At 61.7% G+C, this 22189-nt stretch carries 20 protein-coding genes; 13 read left to right on the top strand and 7 right to left on the bottom strand.

Annotated features, from left to right (window positions below):
* Positions 1–114 precede the first annotated feature (114 nt).
* The gene (locus AK81_RS17140) at positions 115–519 is read right to left on the bottom strand and encodes a YkgJ family cysteine cluster protein (RefSeq protein ID WP_043200719.1); all 405 of its coding nucleotides are present in this window, start codon (positions 517–519) and stop codon (positions 115–117) included.
* Positions 520–703: 184 nt separating this feature from the next.
* Here AK81_RS17140 and AK81_RS17135 point away from each other — a divergent pair, with 184 nt between their 5' ends.
* The 5 genes from AK81_RS17135 to AK81_RS17115 all read left to right on the top strand — a co-directional run bounded on the left by AK81_RS17135 (position 704) and on the right by AK81_RS17115 (position 6127).
* Complete coding sequence (locus tag AK81_RS17135) at positions 704–3154, top strand: glycogen/starch/alpha-glucan phosphorylase (RefSeq protein WP_043200630.1); 2451 nt, start codon at positions 704–706, stop codon at positions 3152–3154.
* Positions 3155–3399: 245 nt separating this feature from the next.
* Positions 3400–4410, top strand: a complete 1011-nt coding sequence (locus tag AK81_RS17130) for a class 1 fructose-bisphosphatase (RefSeq protein WP_012274595.1) — start codon at positions 3400–3402, stop codon at positions 4408–4410.
* Between the two features lie 3 nt (positions 4411–4413).
* Positions 4414–5010, top strand: a complete 597-nt coding sequence (locus AK81_RS17125) for a DUF924 family protein (protein ID WP_043200629.1) — start codon at positions 4414–4416, stop codon at positions 5008–5010.
* Positions 5011–5303: 293 nt separating this feature from the next.
* Positions 5304–5558: an outer membrane protein assembly factor BamE domain-containing protein gene (bamE, locus tag AK81_RS17120; protein WP_043200628.1), complete on the top strand. Its 255-nt coding sequence runs from the start codon at positions 5304–5306 to the stop codon at positions 5556–5558.
* Complete coding sequence (locus AK81_RS17115) at positions 5555–6127, top strand: lipocalin family protein (RefSeq protein WP_043200626.1); 573 nt, start codon at positions 5555–5557, stop codon at positions 6125–6127. Before bamE ends, AK81_RS17115 begins: the two co-directional genes overlap by 4 nt.
* A 114-nt stretch (positions 6128–6241) precedes the next feature.
* On the opposite strand, the gene AK81_RS17110 is transcribed toward AK81_RS17115, so the two are convergent.
* Positions 6242–7606: a formimidoylglutamate deiminase gene (locus tag AK81_RS17110; protein WP_043200625.1), complete on the bottom strand. Its 1365-nt coding sequence runs from the start codon at positions 7604–7606 to the stop codon at positions 6242–6244.
* Positions 7607–7750: 144 nt separating this feature from the next.
* Between AK81_RS17110 and hutC the strand changes: the two genes are divergently transcribed.
* The 7 genes from hutC (at position 7751) to hutG (ending at position 16221) form a co-directional block, all read left to right on the top strand.
* Positions 7751–8461 (top strand): histidine utilization repressor, encoded by a 711-nt coding sequence (hutC, locus tag AK81_RS17105; protein ID WP_169725194.1) that lies wholly within the window; start codon positions 7751–7753, stop codon positions 8459–8461.
* On the top strand, positions 8458–9030 hold the full coding sequence (locus AK81_RS17100) for a HutD/Ves family protein (RefSeq protein ID WP_043200624.1): 573 nt from the start codon (positions 8458–8460) through the stop codon (positions 9028–9030). Before hutC ends, AK81_RS17100 begins: the two co-directional genes overlap by 4 nt.
* A gap of 257 nt (positions 9031–9287) precedes the next feature.
* Positions 9288–10961 (top strand): urocanate hydratase, encoded by a 1674-nt coding sequence (hutU, locus tag AK81_RS17095; RefSeq protein WP_016502006.1) that lies wholly within the window; start codon positions 9288–9290, stop codon positions 10959–10961.
* A gap of 108 nt (positions 10962–11069) precedes the next feature.
* Positions 11070–12602 (top strand): histidine ammonia-lyase, encoded by a 1533-nt coding sequence (gene hutH, locus AK81_RS17090; RefSeq protein WP_043200622.1) that lies wholly within the window; start codon positions 11070–11072, stop codon positions 12600–12602.
* Between the two features lie 180 nt (positions 12603–12782).
* Positions 12783–14186 carry an amino acid permease gene (locus AK81_RS17085; RefSeq protein WP_043200621.1) on the top strand — a complete coding sequence of 468 codons (1404 nt, stop codon included), beginning with the start codon at positions 12783–12785 and terminating at the stop codon, positions 14184–14186.
* 15 nt (positions 14187–14201) lie between these two features.
* Complete coding sequence (gene hutI / locus AK81_RS17080; protein WP_043200619.1) at positions 14202–15407, top strand: imidazolonepropionase; 1206 nt, start codon at positions 14202–14204, stop codon at positions 15405–15407.
* A 10-nt stretch (positions 15408–15417) separates the two neighbouring features.
* A complete protein-coding gene (gene hutG / locus AK81_RS17075) occupies positions 15418–16221 on the top strand; it encodes an N-formylglutamate deformylase (protein WP_043200618.1) in 804 nt (267 codons plus the stop codon).
* Here the strand turns inward: hutG and AK81_RS17070 are convergent.
* The 5 genes from AK81_RS17070 to AK81_RS17050 all read right to left on the bottom strand — a co-directional run bounded on the left by AK81_RS17070 (position 16124) and on the right by AK81_RS17050 (position 21033).
* Complete coding sequence (locus AK81_RS17070) at positions 16124–17746, bottom strand: M28 family metallopeptidase (RefSeq protein WP_154100809.1); 1623 nt, start codon at positions 17744–17746, stop codon at positions 16124–16126. The genes hutG and AK81_RS17070 overlap by 98 nt on opposite strands.
* Before the next feature lie 45 nt (positions 17747–17791).
* The gene (locus tag AK81_RS17065) at positions 17792–18331 is read right to left on the bottom strand and encodes a dihydrofolate reductase family protein (RefSeq protein ID WP_043200616.1); all 540 of its coding nucleotides are present in this window, start codon (positions 18329–18331) and stop codon (positions 17792–17794) included.
* 79 nt (positions 18332–18410) lie between these two features.
* Positions 18411–19232: a methyltransferase gene (locus AK81_RS17060; RefSeq protein ID WP_154100808.1), complete on the bottom strand. Its 822-nt coding sequence runs from the start codon at positions 19230–19232 to the stop codon at positions 18411–18413.
* 14 nt (positions 19233–19246) lie between these two features.
* Positions 19247–19996, bottom strand: coding sequence for an AMP-binding protein (locus tag AK81_RS17055; protein WP_160325559.1), 750 nt, complete (start codon positions 19994–19996; stop codon positions 19247–19249).
* Between the two features lie 80 nt (positions 19997–20076).
* The gene (locus AK81_RS17050; protein WP_043200614.1) at positions 20077–21033 is read right to left on the bottom strand and encodes a condensation domain-containing protein; all 957 of its coding nucleotides are present in this window, start codon (positions 21031–21033) and stop codon (positions 20077–20079) included.
* Between the two features lie 453 nt (positions 21034–21486).
* Between AK81_RS17050 and AK81_RS17045 the strand changes: the two genes are divergently transcribed.
* A complete protein-coding gene (locus AK81_RS17045; protein WP_081042088.1) occupies positions 21487–22125 on the top strand; it encodes a class I SAM-dependent methyltransferase in 639 nt (212 codons plus the stop codon).
* Positions 22126–22189 lie beyond the last annotated feature (64 nt).

The raw sequence follows: 22189 nt of genomic DNA, 5'->3' as shown, positions 1-22189 counted from the left end.
GCGTTGGCCTCTTCGCGGGCTTGCCCGCTCCCACATGTGCTGCACAGGTTCTGAATGTCGTAGAGATCCTGTGGGAGCGGGCAAGCCCGCGAAGAGGTCGGATCAGGCTGACGATCAGCGCCCAACCACCTTGGGCTTATAGGCGCAATACCCCGGTCGCGGCCCGACCTTGGGGTGGTTGCGGCAGGTATCCGGGCGCTTGTCATAAATGGTGCACAGCCGGCTTTTACGATCCAGGTACATGCAGTCGTCGTTGCTCATCCGGGTCAGGGTGAAGATCCCCGACTTCTGGTTGAAGCGCTCGATGATGCCGTCCTTCTGCAGGCGTTTGGCCACGTTTTTCGGGGGTTCGTCTTTCTCGAACTCGTCTACCACGCCGATACGGATCAGATCCTTGATCTTCACCTCCACCGGCAGGGTGCAACAGGTCGAATGGCAGCCGTGGCACATGTGGCTGGCGTAGCGCTGCCAAGTCTCCAGGCGGTCGACTTCGGCGGCGGCGATCAGGGTCGTTTTCATCTTTATAGGGTGAATCACGGTCTTGGGGCGCGCGATCATACCGGAATTGTTCAAATTATGAACAACCTTTTGCCGGATTCACAGAGTCGGCATGAAAACTGCGAACAGTAACTGTCACTCCCTGTCGAAGGGTCTAGTCTCATCAATCTCCCTCCGCTTTCGTCAACTTGCCAGAGGATGCCGCATGTCCCAGGAACCCGAAGCACGTGACGCCGAGGTGGCCGAATTTCGCGCCGCTGTACTGAACAAGCTGACCTACGCGGTCGGCAAGGACCCGGAGCATGCGTTCGACCACGACTGGTTCGAGGCCATTGCCCTGGCCGCACGCGATCACATGGTCGACCACTGGATGGACCACACTCGTCAGGCCTACCGCCGTAGCCAGAAGCGGGTCTATTACCTCTCCCTCGAATTCCTCATCGGGCGCTTGCTGTACGACAGCCTGAGCAACCTGGGGCTGCTGGACGTCGCCCGTGAGGCGCTGCAAGGGCTGGACGTGGACCTGGAGCGCATCCGCCTGCTCGAACCCGACGCCGCCCTGGGTAACGGTGGCCTCGGCCGCCTGGCGGCGTGCTTCATGGAAAGCATGTCCACCCTGGGCATCGCCGCCCATGGTTACGGCATCCGCTACGAGCATGGGTTGTTTCGTCAGGCCGTGGTCGATGGCTGGCAGCAGGAGCAGACCGAAAACTGGCTGGACTTCGGTAACCCTTGGGAGTTCGAGCGTGCCGAGGTGATCTACCCGATCAGCTTTGGCGGCAGTGTCGAAACCGTGAACGATGCCAATGGTACCCAGCGCCAGGTATGGTCGCCTGGTGAAACGGTGCGGGCGGTGGCTTACGACACGCCCGTGGTAGGCTGGCGCGGGTCCAGCGTCAACACCTTGCGCCTGTGGCGTGCGCGGGCACTGGAAGAGCTGCACCTGGAGCGCTTCAATGCGGGTGACCACCTGGGGGCCGTGGCCGAAGTGGCGCGGGCCGAGAGCATTTCGCGCGTGCTGTACCCGGCCGACAGCACCGAGGCAGGGCAGGAACTGCGCCTGCGCCAGGAGTACTTCTTTGTGTCGGCTTCGCTGCAGGACTTGCTGCGCCGCCACCTGAACATGCACAAGGACCTGCTCAACCTGCCCGACGCGGCGGCCATCCAGCTCAACGACACGCACCCTTCGATTGCCGTGGCAGAGCTGATGCGGCTGCTGGTAGACCAGCATGAAGTGCCGTGGGAAAAGGCCTGGGAGCTGACCGTTGGCACGCTCGCCTACACCAACCACACCCTGCTGCCCGAAGCCCTGGAAACCTGGCCGGTAGCCCTGATGGAGCGCATGCTGCCGCGGCACATGCAGATCATCTACCTGATCAATGCCTACCATATCGATGCATTGCGGGCCAAAGGCATGCACGATTTCGACGTGCTGCGCGCGGTGTCGTTGATCGAGGAAGACAACGGCCGCCGGGTGCGCATGGGTAACCTGGCGTTCCTTGGCTCGCACAGCGTCAACGGCGTGTCGGCGTTGCACAGCCAGCTGATGAAAAGCACCGTGTTCTCCGAGCTGCACAAGCTTTACCCGCAACGAATCAACAACAAGACCAACGGCATTACTTTCCGCCGCTGGCTGTACCAGTCCAACCCACAGCTGACCGAGATGCTGGTCGAAGCGCTCGGGCCAGGGCTCAAGGACGACCCTGAAGGGCTTCTGGCCGGCCTGGTGCCATTCGCCGACAAGGCGGGTTTTCGCAAGCAGTTCGCCGCTCAGCGCCTGCACAGCAAGCGCGCCCTGGCCAGCATCATCCAGGACCGCATTGGTGTCACGGTCAACCCCGAGGCGCTGTTCGATGTGCAGGTCAAGCGTATCCACGAGTACAAGCGCCAGTTGCTCAACTTGCTGCACACCGTGGCGCTGTACCAGGCCATGCGCAACGACCCTGGCACCAACTGGGTGCCGCGGGTGAAGATCTTCGCCGGCAAGGCTGCGGCCAGTTACCACCAGGCCAAGCTGATCATCAAGCTGGCCAACGACATTGCCCGGGTGGTGAACAACGACCCGACCGTGCGCGGCCTGCTCAAGGTGGTGTTCCTGCCCAATTACAACGTCAGCCTGGCCGAGAGCATCATCCCGGCGGCAGACCTGTCCGAGCAGATTTCCACGGCTGGTTATGAAGCCTCCGGTACCAGCAACATGAAGTTCGGCCTGAACGGCGCGCTGACCATCGGCACCCTGGACGGTGCCAACGTGGAAATGTGCGAGCAGGTGGGCGCCGACAACATGTTCATCTTTGGCCTTACCGCACAGCAGGTCGAGGCGCGCAAGCGTGCCGGTGATTTTGGTGCCAATGCCGCCATAGCCGCTTCCAACCGCTTGAGCGACGTGCTGCAAGCCATTCGCAGCGGTGTGTTCTCGCCAGACGACCCTTCGCGCTACGCCGGGTTGATCGACGGGCTGGTGGCCTATGACCGCTTCCTGGTGTGTGCCGACTTCGATGCCTACTGGGATGCCCAGCGGCGGGTCGAAGACCTGTGGCACACGCCGCAGGAGTGGTGGCGCATGGCGGTGCTGAACACGGCGCGGATGGGTTGGTTCTCGTCGGATAGGACCATTCGCGAATATGCTACCGAGATCTGGAAGGCACTGGATTGATGTGAGGCCATTCGCGGGCACGCCCGCTCCCACAGGTACAGCGCAGGCCTCGAAGCTTGCGAGACACCTGTGGGAGCGGGCGTGCCCGCGAATGGGCCCACAACCGGACCATCGGCCTGGCGAAGGCTGAACTAGCGACCTATTGTGCCGTCTGAGAGCCGTGGCGAGTCTCATTGCTCGCTAGCCTGTCACTCTCCCTGTAAACTGCGGGGGTTTTTACTCCCCCAATCCGTTCGGAGCCATACATGTCCCGCGTTACCCTGAGTCGCTATCTGATTGAGCAGACCCGCAGCAACAATACCCCTGCCGATCTGCGCTTCCTGATCGAAGTGGTGGCGCGTGCGTGCAAGGAAATCAGCCATCACGTGTCCAAAGGCGCCCTCGGCGGCGTGCTGGGCAGCATGGGCACTGAAAACGTGCAGGGCGAAGTCCAGAAGAAACTGGACGTGATTTCCAACGATATCCTGCTGGAAGCCAACGAGTGGGGCGGCCACTTGGCCGGCATGGCCTCTGAAGAAATGGACAACGCCTACCAGATCCCGGGCAAGTACCCGAAAGGCGCGTACCTGCTGGTCTTCGACCCACTGGACGGTTCGTCGAACATCGACGTCAACGTCTCGGTCGGCACCATCTTCTCGGTGCTGCGTTGCCCTAACCAGTACCTGAGCCAGAACGAAAGCCTCAACGAAGAAGCCTTCCTGCAGCCAGGTACCGAGCAGGTCGCCGCCGGTTACGCCATCTACGGCCCGCAGACCATGCTGATCCTGACCCTGGGCAACGGCGTCAAGGGCTTCACCCTGGACCGCGAACTGGGCAGCTTCGTCCTGACCCACGAAAACATCCAGGTACCGGCAACCACCGCCGAGTTCGCCATCAACATGTCCAACCAGCGCCACTGGGAAGCCCCGGTACAACGCTACGTGGGCGAACTGCTGGCCGGCGAAACCGGCCCGCTGAAAAAGAACTACAACATGCGCTGGATCGCCTCGATGGTGGCCGACGTGCACCGCATCCTGACCCGTGGCGGCCTGTTCATGTACCCACGTGACGCCCGCGAGCCAAGCAAACCGGGCAAGCTGCGCCTGATGTACGAAGCCAACCCGATGTCGTTCATTATCGAACAGGCAGGCGGCGCCTCTACCAACGGTTACGATCGCATCCTCGACATCAAGCCAGAGAGCCTGCACCAGCGCGTGTCGGTAATCCTTGGTTCGAAGGAAGAAGTAGAGCGCGTCACCGCCTACCACAAGGAGTAAGTCATGCTCGCACCTTGGCAGCCGTTGCTGGAGTGGTGGTTCGGTTGGGGCACCAGTGCCCAGGCCGTGGCTGACGAGAAGAGCACGCTGTGGTTCGGCAAGCATCACGATGCCGATGCCCATGCGCTGTTTGGCGACCTGGTCGAGCACGCCCTGGCGGGTGGGCTCGACGAATGGCAGCAAAGCCCGCAGGGCTGGCTGGGCCTGCTGATCTTGCTGGACCAGCTGCCGCGCATGCTCTATCGCGACACACCGCGCGCCTTCGAAGGCGACCGGCGTGCCCAGGTGGTGGCCATGCAGGGCCTGCAGAAGGGCTGGGACTACCAGCTGCTGCCGATCCAGCGCGTGTTCGTGCTGCTGGTGCTGGAGCATGCCGAGGTGCTGGACTGGCAAAACCTGTGCGTAGAGCGCTATCAGTTGCTGCTGGACGAGCAGCCCGAAGCCAGCCAGCGGCTGTTCGAAGGCTTCCTTGACTATGCCGAGCAGCACCAGCGGGTGATTGCCCGGTTTGGGCGCTTCCCGCACCGCAACCTGGTGCTGGAGCGGCCGAGCACCAGCGAAGAGATGGATTTTTTGCTGGAGCCCGGGTCCAGGTTCTGAGCAAGGACTGAATGGCCTCTGTAGGAGCAGCCTTGCGCTGCGAAGAGGCCATCCCTGGCAGCACAATTCGATTGGCCGTACTGGCCCTTTCGCAGCACAAGGCTGCTCCTACAGTGCGTAGGGGCGGCCTTTTGTGTTTTTGGGGCTATTACTTTGTGATTAGTCGCACAGTAGTGGCCATCCGACCAATGGTGTACGCGCAAAGGGGGTAGGGCAGGGAACCTGGGAGGGATTTTCCCGTCGAAGGTCACTGCAGGCCACTCGCCTGTTTCCCCTCTCCAGGAGTGTCCTTCATGTCGTTGCGTTCCCTCGCCCTGTTGTCGCTGTGCGTCGTCCTGACTGCCTGCAGCAAGATCAACCAGGAAAACTATTCCAGGATCAAGGCCGGTATGAACAAGGCCGAGGTCGAGCAGTTGCTCGGCACGCCGACCGAGTGCTCTGGCGCGTTGGGCATGAGCAGCTGCACCTGGGGGGACGAGAAGAGCTTCATCAGCGTGCAGTACGCGGCTGACAAGGTGCTGATGTATTCAGGGCAGGGCCTCAAATGAGGCGTCTGTACCTGCTGATGGGGGTATGCCTGGCGTTGCTGCTGGGCGGTTGCGCAGGCTCCGTGCACGACCCGCTGGCGCCGAAGACCGCTGGCAACGTCGACCTCAAGCGCTACCAGGGCAAATGGTTCGAACTGGCGCGCCTGCCCATGCGCTACCAGACCGGCTGCGAGCAGTCCGAGGCGCACTACAACCTCAAGCCTGATGGCACCTTTGGCGTGCTCAACCGCTGCCGCACCATGGGTGATGAGTGGCTGCGTGCCGAGGGGCACGCAAACATCCAGGAGCCGGGGCACAACGACAAGCTGTGGGTAGAGTTCGATAACTGGTTCACCAAGCTGGTGCCTGGTGTAGCTCGGGGCGAATACTGGATTCTGTACGTGGACGAACGCTACCGCACGGCAGTGGTCGGCAGCCCGGACCGCAAGCACCTGTGGATTCTGTCGCGCACGCCGACGCTACCAGCCTGGGAGCGCGAGAACCTGCTGTCCAAGGCGCGGCAGCAGGGGTATGACACCAGCCGGCTGATCTGGCGGGCGTCCGATCAGCAAATCGTAAAAATGCACTGATTTTCTGGGGTTGCTTTGCAACCCTTCGCGGGCACGCCCGCTCCCACAGGGTTTAGCGCAGAACCTGTGGGAGCGGGCGTGCCCGCGAAGGGCTGCAAAGCAGTCCCAGTACACTTAACCCAAGAGCTGCCGCAACACCCCGGTAAACGCCCGCGCGCTTTCCTCTTCCTGTGCATGCCGCCCCTGGCGCACCACCCATTGCCCATTCACCATCACATCGCGCACCTGGCGATCCCCTCCAGCAAACAGCCAGCGGTTGAGAATGGCATCGCCATCCGCCAGGGCGATGTAGGGGTCCTGGCCATCAAGCACCAGCCAGTCGGCGCGCTTGCCCACGGCCAGCGCCCCGACCGCGTGCCCCAGTGCCTGTGCACCGCCCGCGAGCGCTGCGTCGTACAGCGTGCGCCCAACCATCGGCTGGTCGCCACGGTACAAGCGGTTGCGTCGCTGGTCACGCAGGCGCTGGCCATATTCCAGCCAGCGCAGTTCTTCGACCACGCTTAGTGACACATGGCTGTCCGAGCCAATGCCCATGCGCCCGCCCTGGGCCAGGAAGTCCACCGCCGGGAAAATCCCGTCGCCCAGGTTTGCCTCGGTGGTCAGGCACAGCCCGGCCACCGCGCCACTGCGTGCCATGGCGGTAACCTCATCCGGCTCGGCATGGGTGGCATGTACCAGGCACCAGCGGCGGTCCACCTCCACATGCTCGTACAGCCACTGGAGCGGGCGCAGGCCGCTCCAGGCCAGGCAGTCTTGCACTTCCTTCTGCTGTTCGGCGATATGGATATGCACCGGGCATTGCTTGTCGCTGGCCGCCAGTATTTCGGCGATCTGCGCCGGCGTCACCGCACGCAGCGAGTGGAAGCACAGGCCCAGTTGCTGCGCGGATTGCGCGGCCAGCAGCGGGGCCAGTTGCGCCTGCAGTTGCAGGTACTGTTCGGTGGTGTTGATGAAGCGCCGCTGGCCGTCGTTCGGTGCCTGGCCGCCGAACCCGGCATGGCTGTACAGCACCGGCAGCAAGGTCAGGCCAATGCCGCTCTCGGTTGCAGCCGCGCTGATGCGCCGGGACAGTTCGGCCGGGTCGGCGTAGGCCTTGCCCGCCTGGTCGTGGTGTACATAATGGAATTCGGCCACCGAGGTATAGCCGGCCTTGAGCATTTCGATGTACAGCTGGCGGGCGATGACCTGCAGCTGCTCCGGGCTGATCTGCCCGACCAGGCGGTACATCAGGTCGCGCCAGGTCCAGAAGCTGTCGTTGGGGTTGCCGGCGACTTCCGCCAAGCCCGCCATGGCGCGCTGGAAGGCATGCGAGTGCAGGTTGGGCATGCCGGGCAGCAACGGGCCGGCCAGGCGCTCGGCGCCTTCGGCCGAAGCACCCGGCTCGATGCGGGTCACATGGCCATCGCTGGCGACCTCGATACGGACATGGCTGGCCCAGCCTGTAGGTAGCAAAGCGCGTTCGGCGAAGTAGGCGGACATCGGTGAAATCCTGTTATTGTTAACTTGTATATACATATACAGGCGTTTGCCTGCCGGGTAAACTGCGGCAAGCTACCGCTCATTCCCTATGCACAAGGATCCAACGCCGTGCCGACACCTCCTGTCTCCGCGCTGGTTGCCCAGATGGGCGAGGGCCCGGCGCCGCTGTATGCCCGGGTCAAACAGATGATCATCCAGCAGATCGACAACGGCAGCTGGCCGCCGCATCACCGGGTCCCCTCGGAGAGTGAACTGGTCAACGAGCTGGGCTTCAGCCGCATGACCATCAACCGTGCCCTGCGCGAACTCACGGCCGACGGCCTGCTGGTGCGCATGCAAGGGGTCGGCACTTTCGTGGCCGAGCCCAAGGGCCGTTCGGCGTTGTTCGAAGTCAACAACATTGCCGACGAAATTGCCGCGCGTGGTCACCAGCATAGCTGCCAGGTGATCACGCTCACCGAGGAAGCAGCCGGTTCCGAGCGGGCCCTGGCCCTGGACATGCGCGAAGGCCAGCGGGTGTTCCACTCGCTGATCGTGCATTTCGAGAACGGCGTGCCGGTGCAGATCGAGGACCGCTACGTCAACGCCGCAATCGCACCCGACTATCTCAAGCAGGATTTCACCCGGCAGACGCCTTACGCCTACCTGTCCCAGGTAGCGCCGCTGACCGAGGGTGAACACGTGGTCGAGGCCATTCTGGCCGAGCCGGAAGAATGCCGCCTGCTGCAGATCGAGCGGGGCGAACCTTGCCTGCTGATCCGCCGCCGCACCTGGTCCGGCCGTCAGCCGGTAACCGCTGCGCGGCTGATCCACCCCGGTTCCCGTCATCGCCTGGAAGGACGTTTCAGCAAATGAGCCAGCTGCAGTTGTTGCGCGCGCAGGATTACCCGCGCATGCCGTGGAAGAACGGTGGCGGTTTCACCGAGGAGATCACCCGCGACAGTGGCGAGGGCCTGGACGGCTTTGGCTGGCGCCTGTCGATTGCCGATATCGAAGAGTCTGGCGGCTTTTCCACCTTCGCCGGTTACCAGCGGATCATCACCGTGCTGCAGGGTGATGGCATGCGCCTGTTGGTCGATGGCCAGCCCAGCCGGCCGTTGCTGCCGTTCGATGCTTTTGCCTTCAGCGGCGAAAGCCAGGTCAGTTGCAAGCTGCTGGGCGGGCCGATCCGCGATTTCAACCTGATCTATGCCCCGCAGCGCTACCGGGCGCGGTTGCAGTGGTTTGATGGCACCAGCCGGTTGTACAGCTCGGCGTCGACGGTGCTGTTGTTTGCGGCCAGCAGCCAGGTGGAAGTGACCCTGGCGGGGCGCGAGGTGCAGCGGTTGGGGTTGTATGACTGCCTGCGGCTGGAGGGCAACGACGAGTTGCTGGGGCTGGAGGTTCAGGGGCGGTTCTGCCTGATCGAACTCATTTCACGATGAGATAGCCGGGGCTGCTTTGCAGCCCTTTCGCGACGCAAGGCCGCTCCTACAAAGATCGCGTTTGCCCAGGCTGGCGCGCTCCCCTGTAGGAGCGGCCTTGTGCCGCGAAAGGGCCGCAAAGCGGCCCCGGCTTTTCCAGCCTGCTAGGGGACCAGTCCGAATATTTTGGTTGTCCATGCTTGTACATACAAGTAAAGGTGTGTTTGTATATTGACCACGACATACCCGCCCGCGGACGACCGCAGAGGACCTTTCCCGTGACCGACAACAACAAATACCGTGACGTTGAAATCCGTGCCCCACGTGGCAACAAGCTGACCGCCAAAAGCTGGCTGACCGAAGCGCCACTGCGCATGCTGATGAACAACCTCGACCCACAGGTTGCGGAAAACCCGAAAGAACTGGTGGTGTACGGCGGTATCGGCCGCGCCGCGCGTAACTGGGAATGCTACGACAAGATCGTCGAAACCCTGACCCGCCTGGAAGACGACGAAACCCTGCTGGTGCAGTCGGGCAAGCCAGTCGGCGTGTTCAAGACCCACAGCAATGCCCCGCGCGTGCTGATCGCCAACTCCAACCTGGTACCGCACTGGGCCAACTGGGAACACTTCAACGAACTGGACGCCAAAGGCCTGGCCATGTACGGCCAGATGACCGCCGGGAGCTGGATCTACATTGGCAGCCAGGGCATCGTCCAGGGCACCTATGAAACCTTCGTCGAAGCCGGTCGCCAGCACTACGGCGGCAGCCTGAAAGGCAAGTGGGTACTCACCGCGGGCCTCGGCGGCATGGGCGGCGCCCAGCCGCTGGCTGCCACCCTGGCCGGCGCCTGCTCGCTGAACATCGAATGCCAGCAGAGCCGCATCGACTTCCGTCTGGAAACCCGCTACGTCGACGAGCAGGCCACCGACCTCGACGACGCCCTGGTGCGCATCGCCAAGTACACCGCCGAAGGCAAGGCCATCTCCATCGCCCTGCACGGCAACGCTGCCGAAATCCTGCCAGAGCTGGTCAAGCGTGGCGTGCGCCCGGACATGGTCACCGACCAGACCAGCGCCCACGACCCCCTGAACGGCTACCTGCCTGCCGGCTGGACCTGGGAACAGTACCGCGACCGCGCGCAGACCGAACCGGCTGCGGTGGTCAAGGCTGCCAAGCAGTCGATGGCCGTGCACGTGCAGGCCATGCTGGACTTCCAGAAGCAGGGCGTGCCGACCTTCGACTATGGCAACAACATCCGCCAGATGGCCAAGGAAGAGGGCGTGGCCAATGCCTTCGACTTCCCGGGCTTCGTGCCTGCCTATATCCGCCCGCTGTTCTGCCGCGGCGTTGGCCCGTTCCGCTGGGCGGCGCTGTCTGGCGAGGCCGAGGACATCTACAAGACCGACGCCAAGGTCAAGGAACTGATCCCCGACGACGCCCACCTGCACCGCTGGCTGGACATGGCCCGCGAGCGCATCAGCTTCCAGGGCCTGCCGGCCCGTATCTGCTGGGTTGGCCTGGGCCTGCGCGCCAAGCTGGGCCTGGCCTTCAACGAAATGGTCCGCAGCGGCGAGCTGTCGGCGCCGGTCGTGATCGGCCGTGACCACCTGGACTCGGGTTCGGTATCCAGCCCCAACCGCGAAACCGAAGCCATGCGTGATGGCTCGGACGCTGTGTCCGACTGGCCGCTGCTCAACGCCCTGCTGAACACCGCAGGCGGCGCCACCTGGGTGTCGCTGCACCACGGTGGTGGCGTGGGCATGGGCTTCTCGCAGCACTCGGGCATGGTCATCGTCTGCGACGGCACCGATGAAGCCGCCGAGCGCATCGCCCGTGTACTGACCAACGACCCAGGGACTGGCGTCATGCGCCACGCCGATGCCGGTTATGACATCGCCATCGACTGCGCCAAGGAGCAGGGCCTGGACCTGCCGATGATCACTGGCTGATTGCCACGCTTTGGATCGCACCCTGCAAGGGGTGATACTGAACAACAAGAAGGAGCGCGCAGGCACCCACGAACGGGCCTGCGGCTCCACGCGATTTGGAGTAGTAACGTGACCGAACTCACCCTCAAGCCCGGCACCCTGACCCTGGCCCAGCTGCGCGCAATCTACGCCGCCCCTGTGCGCCTGCAACTGGATGCCAGCGCCGCGCCGGCCATCGACGCCAGCGTCGCCTGTGTCGAGCAGATCATTGCCGAAGACCGCACCGCCTACGGCATCAATACCGGTTTCGGCCTGCTGGCCTCGACCCGCATCGCCAGCCACGACCTGGAAAACCTGCAGCGCTCGCTGGTGCTGTCCCACGCCGCCGGTATCGGTGCGCCGCTGGATGACGACCTGGTGCGGTTGATCATGGTGCTGAAAATCAACAGCCTCAGCCGTGGTTTCTCCGGCATTCGCCGCAAAGTCATCGACGCGCTGATCGCCCTGGTCAACGCCGAAGTCTACCCGCACATCCCGCTGAAAGGCTCGGTGGGTGCTTCCGGTGACCTGGCGCCGCTGGCGCACATGTCGCTGGTGCTGCTGGGCGAAGGCAAAGCCCGCTACAAGGGCCAGTGGCTGTCGGCCACCGAAGCCCTGGCGGTTGCCGGCCTCGAACCGCTGACCCTGGCTGCCAAAGAGGGCCTGGCCCTGCTCAACGGCACCCAGGCGTCCACCGCCTATGCCCTGCGTGGCCTGTTCTATGCCGAAGACCTGTACGCTGCGGCCATTGCCTGCGGCGGCCTGAGCGTCGAAGCCGTACTGGGCTCGCGTTCGCCGTTCGATGCGCGTATTCACGAAGCGCGTGGCCAGCGTGGCCAGATCGACACCGCCGCCTGCTTCCGCGACCTGCTGGGCGATTCCAGCGAAGTGTCGCTGTCGCACAAGAACTGCGACAAGGTCCAGGACCCGTACTCGCTGCGCTGCCAGCCGCAGGTCATGGGCGCGTGCCTGACCCAGCTGCGCCAGGCCGCCGAGGTGCTGGGCATCGAAGCCAACGCCGTGTCGGACAACCCGCTGGTGTTCGCAGCCGAAGGTGACGTGATTTCCGGTGGCAACTTCCACGCAGAACCGGTGGCCATGGCCGCCGACAACCTGGCCCTGGCCATCGCCGAAATCGGTTCGCTCAGCGAGCGCCGCATCTCGCTGATGATGGACAAGCACATGTCCCAGCTGCCGCCGTTCCTGGTGGAAAACGGTGGGGTCAACTCCGGCTTCATGATCGCCCAGGTCACCGCTGCCGCCCTGGCCAGCGAGAACAAGGCCCTGTCGCACCCGCACAGCGTCGACAGCCTGCCGACCTCGGCCAACCAGGAAGACCACGTATCGATGGCGCCGGCTGCCGGCAAGCGCCTGTGGGAAATGGCCGAAAACACCCGTGGTGTACTGGCCATCGAATGGCTGGGCGCTTGCCAGGGCCTGGACCTGCGCAAAGGCCTGAAGACTTCGGTCAAGCTGGAGAAAGCCCGCCAGGCGCTGCGCAGCGAAGTGGCGCACTACGACCGTGACCGTTTCTTCGCGCCGGACATCGAAAAGGCTGTGGAACTGTTGGCCAAGGGTAGTTTGACCGGTTTGCTGCCGGCAGGTGTGCTGCCAAGCCTGTAATGCCCCCTGGGGCCGCTATGCGGCCCTTCGCGGGCACGCCCGCTCCCACAGGAGTACCGCAGCCTTCACGGCCACTGCTGTACCTGTGGGAGCGGGCGTGTCGGGGCGCCGAACCGCCGCGAATGGGCTGCAAGGCAGCCCCCTGATCTCACGACCACAAAAACAATTTAAGGACGTGACATGCAACAAGCTCAAGGTCTCAAGCGCGGGCTAAATGCCCGCCACATCCGTTTCATGGCCCTCGGTTCGGCCATCGGAACCGGGCTGTTCTACGGCTCCGCCTCAGCCATCCAGATGGCCGGCCCGGCCGTGCTGCTGGCCTACCTGATTGGCGGCGCCGCCGTGTTCATGGTCATGCGCGCCCTCGGCGAAATGGCCGTGCACAACCCGGTGGCCGGTTCGTTCGGCCACTACGCCAGCACCTACCTCGGCCCCATGGCCGGCTTCATCCTCGGCTGGACCTACGCCTTCGAGATGGTCATCGTCGCCATCGCCGACGTTACCGCCTTCGGTATCTACATGGGCTTCTGGTTCCCGGAAGTGGCCCGCTGGATCTGGGTGCTGGGCATTGTCTTCCTGATCGGCGGACTCAACCTGTGCAACGTCAAGGTGTTCGGTGAGATGGAGTTCTGGCTGTCGCTGCTCAAGGTCGGCGCCATTGTCGCGATGATCCTGGCCGGCCTCGGCATCATGGCCTTCGGTTTCAGCCAGGTGGGTACCGGGCATGCCGTCGGTGTGAGCAACCTGTTCGACCATGGTGGCTTCATGCCCAATGGCGTAAGCGGGCTGATCGCCTCCTTTGCGGTGGTGATGTTCGCCTTCGGCGGCATCGAGATCATTGGCGTGACCGCCGGTGAAGCCAAGGACCCGCAGCGGGTCATCCCCAAGGCAATCAACGCCGTGCCCCTGCGCATCCTGCTGTTCTATGTGCTCACCCTGTTCGTGCTGATGTGCCTGTACCCGTGGCCGCAGATCGGCAGCGAAGGTAGCCCGTTCGTGCAGATCTTCAGCAACCTGGGAATTGGCTCTGCCGCCGCGGTGCTGAACGTGGTGGTGATTTCCGCCGCGATCTCGGCCATCAACAGTGACATCTTTGGTGCTGGCCGCATGATGTATGGCCTGGCCCATCAAGGCCATGCACCACGCAGTTTCGGCAAGCTGTCGAAACACGGCGTGCCATGGATGACCGTGGTGGTGATGGGCGCCGCACTGTTGATCGGCGTGCTGCTCAACTACCTGATCCCGGAGAACGTGTTCCTGCTGATCGCTTCTATCGCCACCTTCGCCACCGTGTGGGTGTGGCTGATGATCCTGCTTACCCAGGTGGCCATGCGCCGCAGCATGAGCCGTGAAGAAGTGGCCCAGCTCAAGTTCCCGGTACCGTTCTGGCCATACGGCCCGGCCATGGCCATTGCGTTCATGGTGTTCATCTTTGGCGTGCTCGGTTACTTCCCGGACACCCAGGCGGCGTTGATCGTCGGCGTGATCTGGGTGGTGTTCCTGGTGGCGTCCTACCTGCTGTGGTGCAAGCCGCGTGCAGGGCAGGGCCAGCCGGTAGCAGAACCGGTCGAGCTGCACCGCTAGCAAAGGAGATTGTGCATGAGAACCCTCTGGCAGCATTGCCATGTGGCAACCATGGCCGAGGGCCGTTACTCGGCCATCGAGGACGCGGCCATCGTCACCAGCGCCGGGCTGATCGAATGGATCGGCCCACGCGCCGAGCTGGCGCCGGTCGACGCTGACCGCACGGTGGACCTGGGCGGCGCCTGGGTCACCCCCGGGCTGATCGATTGCCACACCCACGCGGTGTTCGGTGGCAACCGCAGCGGCGAGTTCGAGCAGCGTCTGCAAGGCGTCAGCTACGCCGAAATCGCCGCACAGGGCGGCGGTATCGCCAGCACCGTGCGGGCCACCCGCGCGGCCAGCGAGGACGAGCTGTTCGCCAGTGCCCGCCAGCGGGTGCAGGCGCTGATGCGCGATGGCGTGACCACCATCGAGATCAAGTCCGGTTACGGCCTGGACCTGGTCAACGAGCGCAAGATGCTGCGCGTGGCACGGCGCCTGGCCGACGAGCTGCCGCTGGCGGTGCGCGCCACCTGCCTGGCTGCGCACGCCCTGCCGCCGGAGTACGCCGGCCGGGCTGACGACTACATTGCGCACATCTGTGACGAGATGCTGCCGGCCCTGGCCGCCGAAGGCCTGGTGGATGCGGTCGATGCCTTCTGCGAACACCTGGCGTTCTCCCCGGCCCAGGTCGAGCGGCTGTTCATCAAGGCGCGCGAGCTGGGCCTGCCGGTCAAGCTGCACGCCGAACAGCTGTCGTCGCTGCATGGCTCCAGCCTGGCGGCACGCTACCAGGCGCTGTCGGCCGACCACCTGGAGTTCATGACCGAAGAGGACGCCATTGCCATGGCAAAAGCCGGCACGGTCGCCGTGCTGCTGCCGGGCGCCTTCTACTTCCTGCGTGAAACCCAGTTGCCGCCCATGGACGCATTGCGCCGCCACGGGGTGAAGATTGCCCTGGCCAGCGACCTCAACCCCGGCACTTCGCCAGGGCTGTCGCTGCGGCTGATGCTGAACATGGGCTGCACCTGTTTCCGCATGACGCCGGAAGAAGCCTTGGCCGGCGTCACCGTGCACGCCGCCACGGCGCTGGGCCTGGGCGACAGCCACGGCTCGCTGGAAGTGGGCAAGGTGGCCGACTTCGTCGCCTGGCAAATCGAACGCCCCGCCGACCTGGCCTACTGGCTGGGCGGCGACCTGCCCAAGCGCGTGGTGCGCAAGGGCCACGAAATCTCCAACTGAGCGAGGCACGATGGACAAGGTACTGAGTTTTCACCAAGGCCGCCTGCCGCTGCTGATCAGCATGCCGCACGCCGGCCTGCGCCTGAGCGACGCCGTGCGCGACGGCCTGGTTGACGAGGCGCGCAGCTTGCCGGACACCGACTGGCACATCCCGCAGCTGTACGACTTCGCCCGCGACATGGGCGCCAGCGTGGTAGCCGCGCAGTACTCGCGTTTCGTTATCGACCTGAACCGCCCGGATGACGACAAGCCGCTGTACGCCGGCGCCACCACGGGCCTGTACCCGGCCACGCTGTTCGAAGGCGAGCCGCTGTTCAAGGAGGGGCTGACGCCGTCTGGCGAAGAACGGCAACGCTACCTGGAGCAGATCTGGCGCCCGTATCACGGCACCCTTCGCCGCGAGCTGGACCGGTTGCGCGAGCAGTTTGGTTACGCACTGCTGTGGGATGCCCACTCGATCCGTTCGCACATCCCGCACCTGTTCGATGGCAAGTTGCCCGACTTCAACCTGGGTACCTTCAATGGCGCCAGTTGCGATCCGGTGTTGGCCGAACGGCTGCAGGGCGTATGTGCCGAGGCTCGAAACTACAGCCATGTACTCAATGGCCGCTTCAAGGGTGGGCACATTACCCGGCATTACGGCGACCCGGCCAACCACATCCATGCCGTGCAGCTGGAGCTGGCGCAAAGCACTTATATGGATGAGATAGAACCTTTTACTTATCGCGAGCAGCTGGCGCAACCGACTCAGTCGGTCTTGTGTCGCTTGCTGGAAGCCACCTTGCAGTGGGGCCGCGAGCGCTACGGTTACTAGTTTGGTGACTCAGATGGGAACTCGCCGAGCGTGCGATGACTCCGGCCAGCCCCACAGCCAGCAGGCAGAGTGGGATGAGTGCAATTCCCCCTGCAATGACTGGCATTTCAAGGCCTGAAGCAACTAGGTACACGACGGGCGCGTAAAGTATCCCGCAGGCGTAACCGCCCAGCACCAAGAGCGAATAAGAGATGTAAAAGCTTCGTAACGACATGGCGCAAGCCAGAAACAGACTGGGGATGACGATTAGATAGGCGATGCTGGGGACGTAGATGGCAAGTGCTGCGCAGGCAATGCCCAGGAGGGTAACCGCAATGGGGCGCAGCCCGGTGTTGTTATCTTGATCCTTTCGGCGAGTGCGGCAGCGTTGCGCCCAAAGCCCGCAGAGCAAGAACGAAGAGACGCCAAGCCCATACATGGCGGGTAAGGGCAGTATCAGTAGCGTGCCGCCCGGCAGTGGGAAGTAGATAGCGTCCTCGTCAGCGCTCAGGGAAGATAAATCGCTTGTGTGGATAAAGTGGTCTCCCACTTCACGCACTGTCTTCTGGTAGCGAAACAAGGTCTCAGGAGCTAGGGTCTCCGCCGTGTCGCTCATGCGGTGGTAGTGTTGAAAACCCTCCACGACCGCAAAGTTCAATCCAGCGATGTTGTTTTTCCGGAACACGGTAAAGTCCGTGTCGTTTTGCAGCATCTTGTAAATCAGGGGCGTGAACGAGAAGGATACGATGTCTCTCACCCCTGCGTTCAGGGTCCTGACCAAGGAGTAGTCTTTCCGCGAAGTCTCGAACATCAAAGGGATGCCCTGATTACCCCTGGCTTCGAAGTTCAACACCAGAGCTATGGCTTCGCGATCCGCAGCAGTGAGCTGCGATACATAATGCTCGGCTCCTAGCAGGCCCAGTTCTTCGCCATCGGTGAACAGAAATACAACATTGTTTTTGGCCTCACTACCGGTAACGGTTTCCCGCATCAGTTGGAGTATCGAAGCGACGGCCATTCCATTGTCACTAGCCCCGGGGGTTGTGCCGACGCTGTCGTAATGCGCCACGAACAGGACCGTCGCGGTCGCATCCGGAACGCGGCGTGAGGCTATCAGGTTGACTCCCTGACCGCTGTCGCCTTCCAGCAAGCCAGAGCGAATTCGCACTTCTTTTTCAAAACTGTCCGCGCCCACCCGTGTAAGCTCGGCATCGAATGCCTGGCGCTGGTACTCGTTCAGTTCGGCGTAAATCATTTTCTGCCGGTTCACCATGCTTTCTATGGTAAATCGAAAGGGTTGCTCAACCACTTGGTACCCCATGCCTGCAATCGTTTCCTGTAAATAGCGCCTAACAACGGCCTGCTGTGGTGATGCGGTAGGGTGGGGGGCGGCGGCGATGACACCTAGGTCGCTGCGCACATTCAGATAGGCGCTATCGCGAGAGTCGGCGGCTGTCAGGGTCGCGGTTTTCACGATCTGTACCCCATGGACACTCGCGAATGCGACAACGGCCAGCAGACATGAAATCATTACTGAACGCTTCACTGGTTTCTCCCCTGGGAACGACGCTGTGTTTTGGATTTACCGGTGTTATTCCGTTTTCACATCCAGGGCGGATTCTTGGGCGCCGCTCTTCAGTGTTCGCTGTTTTCTGAGAACGACAGCAAGCGCACGGCTAACGGGCAGTAGAGGAATGCCGGTGCCGAGAAAGACCGGAATGGTGGTGATGATCAATTGCTGCAGTTCCCCTGCGTCGGCAAAACATGCTGCCGTTTTGCCGCCACCCACCACCCAGACATTCTTGCCCCTCGCCGCTTGCCTGGCCCTTGCCGCGATGGTCCCGGCATCACCGCGTACGAAGGTTATGTCAAGATCGGCGAGGGCTGGCAGGCTTCGGTTGCTCATCACAAAGGTGGGTACATCCTGGTAGGGCCACTCATCGGGAGCGTTCGAAATGATCCATTCGTAAGTATGCGACCCCATGACCACTGCCCCGACCGTCTGATAAAAATCGTCGTACGGTGTTGCATCATCCCCCAGCGCAAAGTCTTCTAGCCAATCCAGTTTGTGTTGTTCTGTGGCGATATAACCATCCAGGGTGGCGGCTACGTAATAGATCAGTGTCGACATGTGTTTTCCTTTTTATTATTCAAGGCGGGAAAAGCTAGTTAATGAACTGCCCTCTGCAGCGTGGCGAGGCAGAATGTGGTCATTTCTCAGGAGCTGCGAAGATAATTCCGTTTCCACTGGGTAAATGCTTTACTTGCTTGACGATAAACCCGCTATTTTCAATGAGGGCTCTGAACTCAGCCTCGCTGCGCTCTTTGCCCCCTGCGACACCGAACAAAGACAGCATGTAAAGATCCATCATCGCGCCAGTGGCGTTGAGTTGGGTACGCTCACTGGGGTCAATCAGCAAGTCCACCACAATCAGTTGCGCATTATCCGGCATGCTCTTCCGGCATGTGGCCAATATAGCCTGGCAGTCTTCGTCACCCCAGTCGTGCAATACGTGCGACAGCAGATAAATGCTGCCATTGCCCGGCAGGATTTCGAAGAAGCTCCCGGCGACAATGTCAAAGCAGCCAGTTTTCCCGTGATTGCGCAGATGTTGCTGCGCAATTTTTGCTGCGACGGGTAAATCGAAGAGTGTGCCTTTGCTTTCTGGCCACTTGTCCAGCATGTGCATTAGCAAATGTCCTGAACCACCCCCCACATCGACAATGCGTTCACCGTTATGCAGGCTGATGTTTGTCAGTATTTCCGGGATCTCCAGGTCCAGCCCCATGTTTTGGGAACGGTCAAAGACAGCCCGGCGTTCCGGGGGCTTTTCGAAATATTCGAACAGGCTCATGCCATACTGCATCTTGAAGCTGGACTCGCCTGTTCGGATTGTATGCGTCATGGCACGCCAGGCTTGGCCCATTTCGCTGTTGATTAACAAAGCACTGGGCTGAGCGGAAGCAAAGGCGTCATGTGTCAGGCTGGCGCCCAGTAGTGTCAAGTAAAAACCTTCGTCGGTTTCATTCACCAACCCGATTGGCTTCAAGGCTTTGCCACGCCTTTTGGTTGCCCGGTGGAGCCGCTGGTAAACAGGATGTAAGCCTTGTCGTGAAGCCTGGACTGGTCCTGTAACTGCGCATCGGCCATCGCCAGCAGGTCGCTCAAGGACCAGCAGGGCGCCAGATGGGCGAAACGCGTCACGCCTTTCTGGTCCGTGAGGATCGCTTGGCAGCGCGCCTGGGCCAGGATTGAACGGTTCAGCGCTACGGAGTTTGCTTCGCTAAGGGGTACATAACTCCCGCCGCAGGCCATGACCGCCAACAGCGTCGGGACGAGATGGATGTCGCGAGGCAGGAGTATTGCAAGGCTTTGACCAGGCTTGAATCCGCGAAGGCGTATGGCTGCCGAGAGCTTGCCTACTTGACTGGCCAGCTCGCCATAGCTGACGGTGGTCTGAGGTACAAGCAGCGCGGGTTTGTCGGGATCGATGGCGACTTGTCGAAGAAAGGCGGCTACCATCGTCTCGGAGGCAGGCCCTGGCCTCGCTTGGCCTTGATCTGCTGGCGGGGGCAACAGACAAGCTGGCAAGGCTGATAGCCTGACTTGGGGATCACGCACCATTTTCTGCAGGATCGTGGCGAACTGTGTGGCTATTGCATCTGCCAGCCAAGCAGGATGCTGCCCAGGATCAATCTCGACCCGGCCATGCAGTTTGTCGTCGTGGCGCGTAAGCAGCAGTGCAGTGGCGAAGGGGCCGATGCTGGGCGGTGGCTCTACAGCGGTCAGCGCCATCTCTCCCAATTGCACCGTGCCCAACCCTAGCAGGGCTGCAGCCAGTCCTCTCGGCATGCCTGGCATATTCTGTTGGAAGATCACTGCATTGGACGGGGGCTCGGTGCTTGCCCCTCTCCCGCCATGTACTCTGCCAATTCAGGGTGACCCGCCCCGACGCTGGCTTTAGACGCTTCAGCCAAGCGTCGTGCAGTACGCTTGATAAAATCGGTCACGGTGCATTCACTTACATCAAAAGGCACGGCAAGCGTATTGGCAAAGTATCCCACCGCGTCCTTGTTGCTCCGATTGCGGCCATGGAACGTCACTGCGAGCGACAGGCGGTGGCTCTGGCCGAGCCTGGACAGCGCTAATACCTGCGCGGCTAGCAAAACAGTATAGGAGGTGGTGGCGCAGGCCCTGGCCAGCCGGGAAAGAGCGGCGGTACTCTCCTGATCGATGACAAAGGAAGATAGCGGCTTGCATCGGTTGGTACGTGCGACCTGGGAGGCCACGGGTAAAGAAAACGATGCGTCTTGAGACATTTGCTGTCGCCAGAACTCACGGTCGATCACGGGTGCTGTCTGTGTTGGTACCCGCGTGACGCTGGATCGGTCCTTGCAGCCTTCGGCAAAATCCCGGATCAGCAGGCCGATTGACCACAGGTCGGCAATGGCGTGATGAATTCTAAACACCAAATAACGTTGCCCGTCGCGTTGCTCCACGACTTCGGCGTGAAACAAACGCTCTGACTCAACCCTGATAGGCTCGCGGTTGGACGCCAGCAGTGCTTCGGCCGAAGCTTCCTCACAGGTGCGGACCAAGCAGTAGCGTCGCTGTTGTGCACGCGCTTGTTCAATCCAGTAACTGCCCTTGCGCATGACAAATCGCTGCCGTAAAACGGCATGGCGCTCGGCCACCTTTTCGATACGCGATACAAGCTCCCGGGTGGGAAGATCGGTAATGACATGAAAAGCGACCTCAAGCACCAAGCCAGGCAAGTTGGGGTCGATAGACGCTTGTAAACAGAGAACCGTTTGGCGTAGTGAAGCTTTCACTCTATACCTCTCCGTGGCCCAAATACCCTCCTTGGTAATGAGATAAGCGTTTTAATATTTGTCGTGGTTAGCTCAAGCTCTATATGATTGCTTGGCGTGGGTGATCTTTATGTTGCCGCTTGTTGCTGTTGTTGCTGTTGTTGCTGTTGTTGCTGTTGTTGCTGTAGTAGTTGGTCCTATGATTGCTCCTCTGAGGTGAGAGTCAAGCGCGGCTGGGTAACAAGATATTGCAGCGCCTCAAGATGGCGGCCCGAGGGCTAGGGTAACGTGAGTAAGCCCGATACCCTATTAACATGCTCGGATAGTTCGGGGTCGCCAAGAAACATTTTTAAAACTACTGGATTTCAGGGTGTTAAGTTCCGATTGGCTTCACTCATTTAATTTATTTGCACGAGACGGATTTTCTCTACTAGGCTCGTTGCTGGTTAACTGTTGCTATGGGGATGTTCAATAATGCCCAGTGTGTTTGGTGGTGGAAAAGGAAATAGTAATCCAGGTTTTGTGCATACGTTCAGCCGCATTGCGCCAACTTATGAAGAGAAGTACGGTGGCCAGCTGAGCCTGGCCCACGACGAATGCCTGCGCGTCATGTGCCGGTGGTTTTGCACTTCAAACCCGGAGCGTGTTCTGGACATCGGGTGCGGTACCGGTGCACTCATCGAACGCATGTTGGCCCAATGGCCCGATGCGCGCTTCGAGGGCATCGACCCGGCCCAAGGCATGGTGGACGAGGCCAAAAGGCGACGCCCCTTCGCCTCGTTCGTTATGGGCGTTGCTGAGGCTTTGCCATTTCCTTCGCAAAGCATGGATCTGGTGGTGTGCTCAATGTCGTTCGGACATTGGGCTGACAAGCCCGCCAGCCTGAATGAGGTCCGTCGAGTGCTCAAAGACCACGGCCTTTTCTGCCTGGTGGAGAATAAACCGGCAGGTTGGGGACTGACCGCGTTGATCTACTGGCTGTTGGGTTCACTGCCAGATTATCGATCAGAGCATGAGGTGATCCAGCTCGCACAAATGGCCGGGCTGCAGAACCTGGAAACGAGAATCACCGGCCAACACGCCATTCTCGCCACTTTCCGCCCCTGCCGTTGAGAGGAGGGTGGGCAGGGGTGATAAAGCGTGCGCGGTGAGCAGGGGCGACGCGCTGCCATACCCT

It is taken from the genome of Pseudomonas putida W15Oct28 (assembly GCF_000708715.2).
Classification (GTDB): Bacteria; Pseudomonadota; Gammaproteobacteria; order Pseudomonadales; family Pseudomonadaceae; genus Aquipseudomonas; species Aquipseudomonas putida_R.
Note: the sequence above shows the minus strand (reverse complement) of the source record. Positions and strands in the feature narration are given on the sequence as shown.

Coding starts and splice junctions, on each gene's coding strand:
- AK81_RS17140 (WP_043200719.1), bottom strand. CDS start 519: ATGAAAACGACCCTGATCGCCGCCGCCGAAGTCGACCGCCTGGAGACT.
- AK81_RS17135 (WP_043200630.1), top strand. CDS start 704: ATGTCCCAGGAACCCGAAGCACGTGACGCCGAGGTGGCCGAATTTCGC.
- AK81_RS17130 (WP_012274595.1), top strand. CDS start 3,400: ATGTCCCGCGTTACCCTGAGTCGCTATCTGATTGAGCAGACCCGCAGC.
- AK81_RS17125 (WP_043200629.1), top strand. CDS start 4,414: ATGCTCGCACCTTGGCAGCCGTTGCTGGAGTGGTGGTTCGGTTGGGGC.
- bamE (WP_043200628.1), top strand. CDS start 5,304: ATGTCGTTGCGTTCCCTCGCCCTGTTGTCGCTGTGCGTCGTCCTGACT.
- AK81_RS17115 (WP_043200626.1), top strand. CDS start 5,555: ATGAGGCGTCTGTACCTGCTGATGGGGGTATGCCTGGCGTTGCTGCTG.
- AK81_RS17110 (WP_043200625.1), bottom strand. CDS start 7,606: ATGTCCGCCTACTTCGCCGAACGCGCTTTGCTACCTACAGGCTGGGCC.
- hutC (WP_169725194.1), top strand. CDS start 7,751: ATGGGCGAGGGCCCGGCGCCGCTGTATGCCCGGGTCAAACAGATGATC.
- AK81_RS17100 (WP_043200624.1), top strand. CDS start 8,458: ATGAGCCAGCTGCAGTTGTTGCGCGCGCAGGATTACCCGCGCATGCCG.
- AK81_RS17085 (WP_043200621.1), top strand. CDS start 12,783: ATGCAACAAGCTCAAGGTCTCAAGCGCGGGCTAAATGCCCGCCACATC.
- hutI (WP_043200619.1), top strand. CDS start 14,202: ATGAGAACCCTCTGGCAGCATTGCCATGTGGCAACCATGGCCGAGGGC.
- hutG (WP_043200618.1), top strand. CDS start 15,418: ATGGACAAGGTACTGAGTTTTCACCAAGGCCGCCTGCCGCTGCTGATC.
- AK81_RS17065 (WP_043200616.1), bottom strand. CDS start 18,331: ATGTCGACACTGATCTATTACGTAGCCGCCACCCTGGATGGTTATATC.
- AK81_RS17055 (WP_160325559.1), bottom strand. CDS start 19,996: ATGGCGCTGACCGCTGTAGAGCCACCGCCCAGCATCGGCCCCTTCGCC.
- AK81_RS17045 (WP_081042088.1), top strand. CDS start 21,487: ATGCCCAGTGTGTTTGGTGGTGGAAAAGGAAATAGTAATCCAGGTTTT.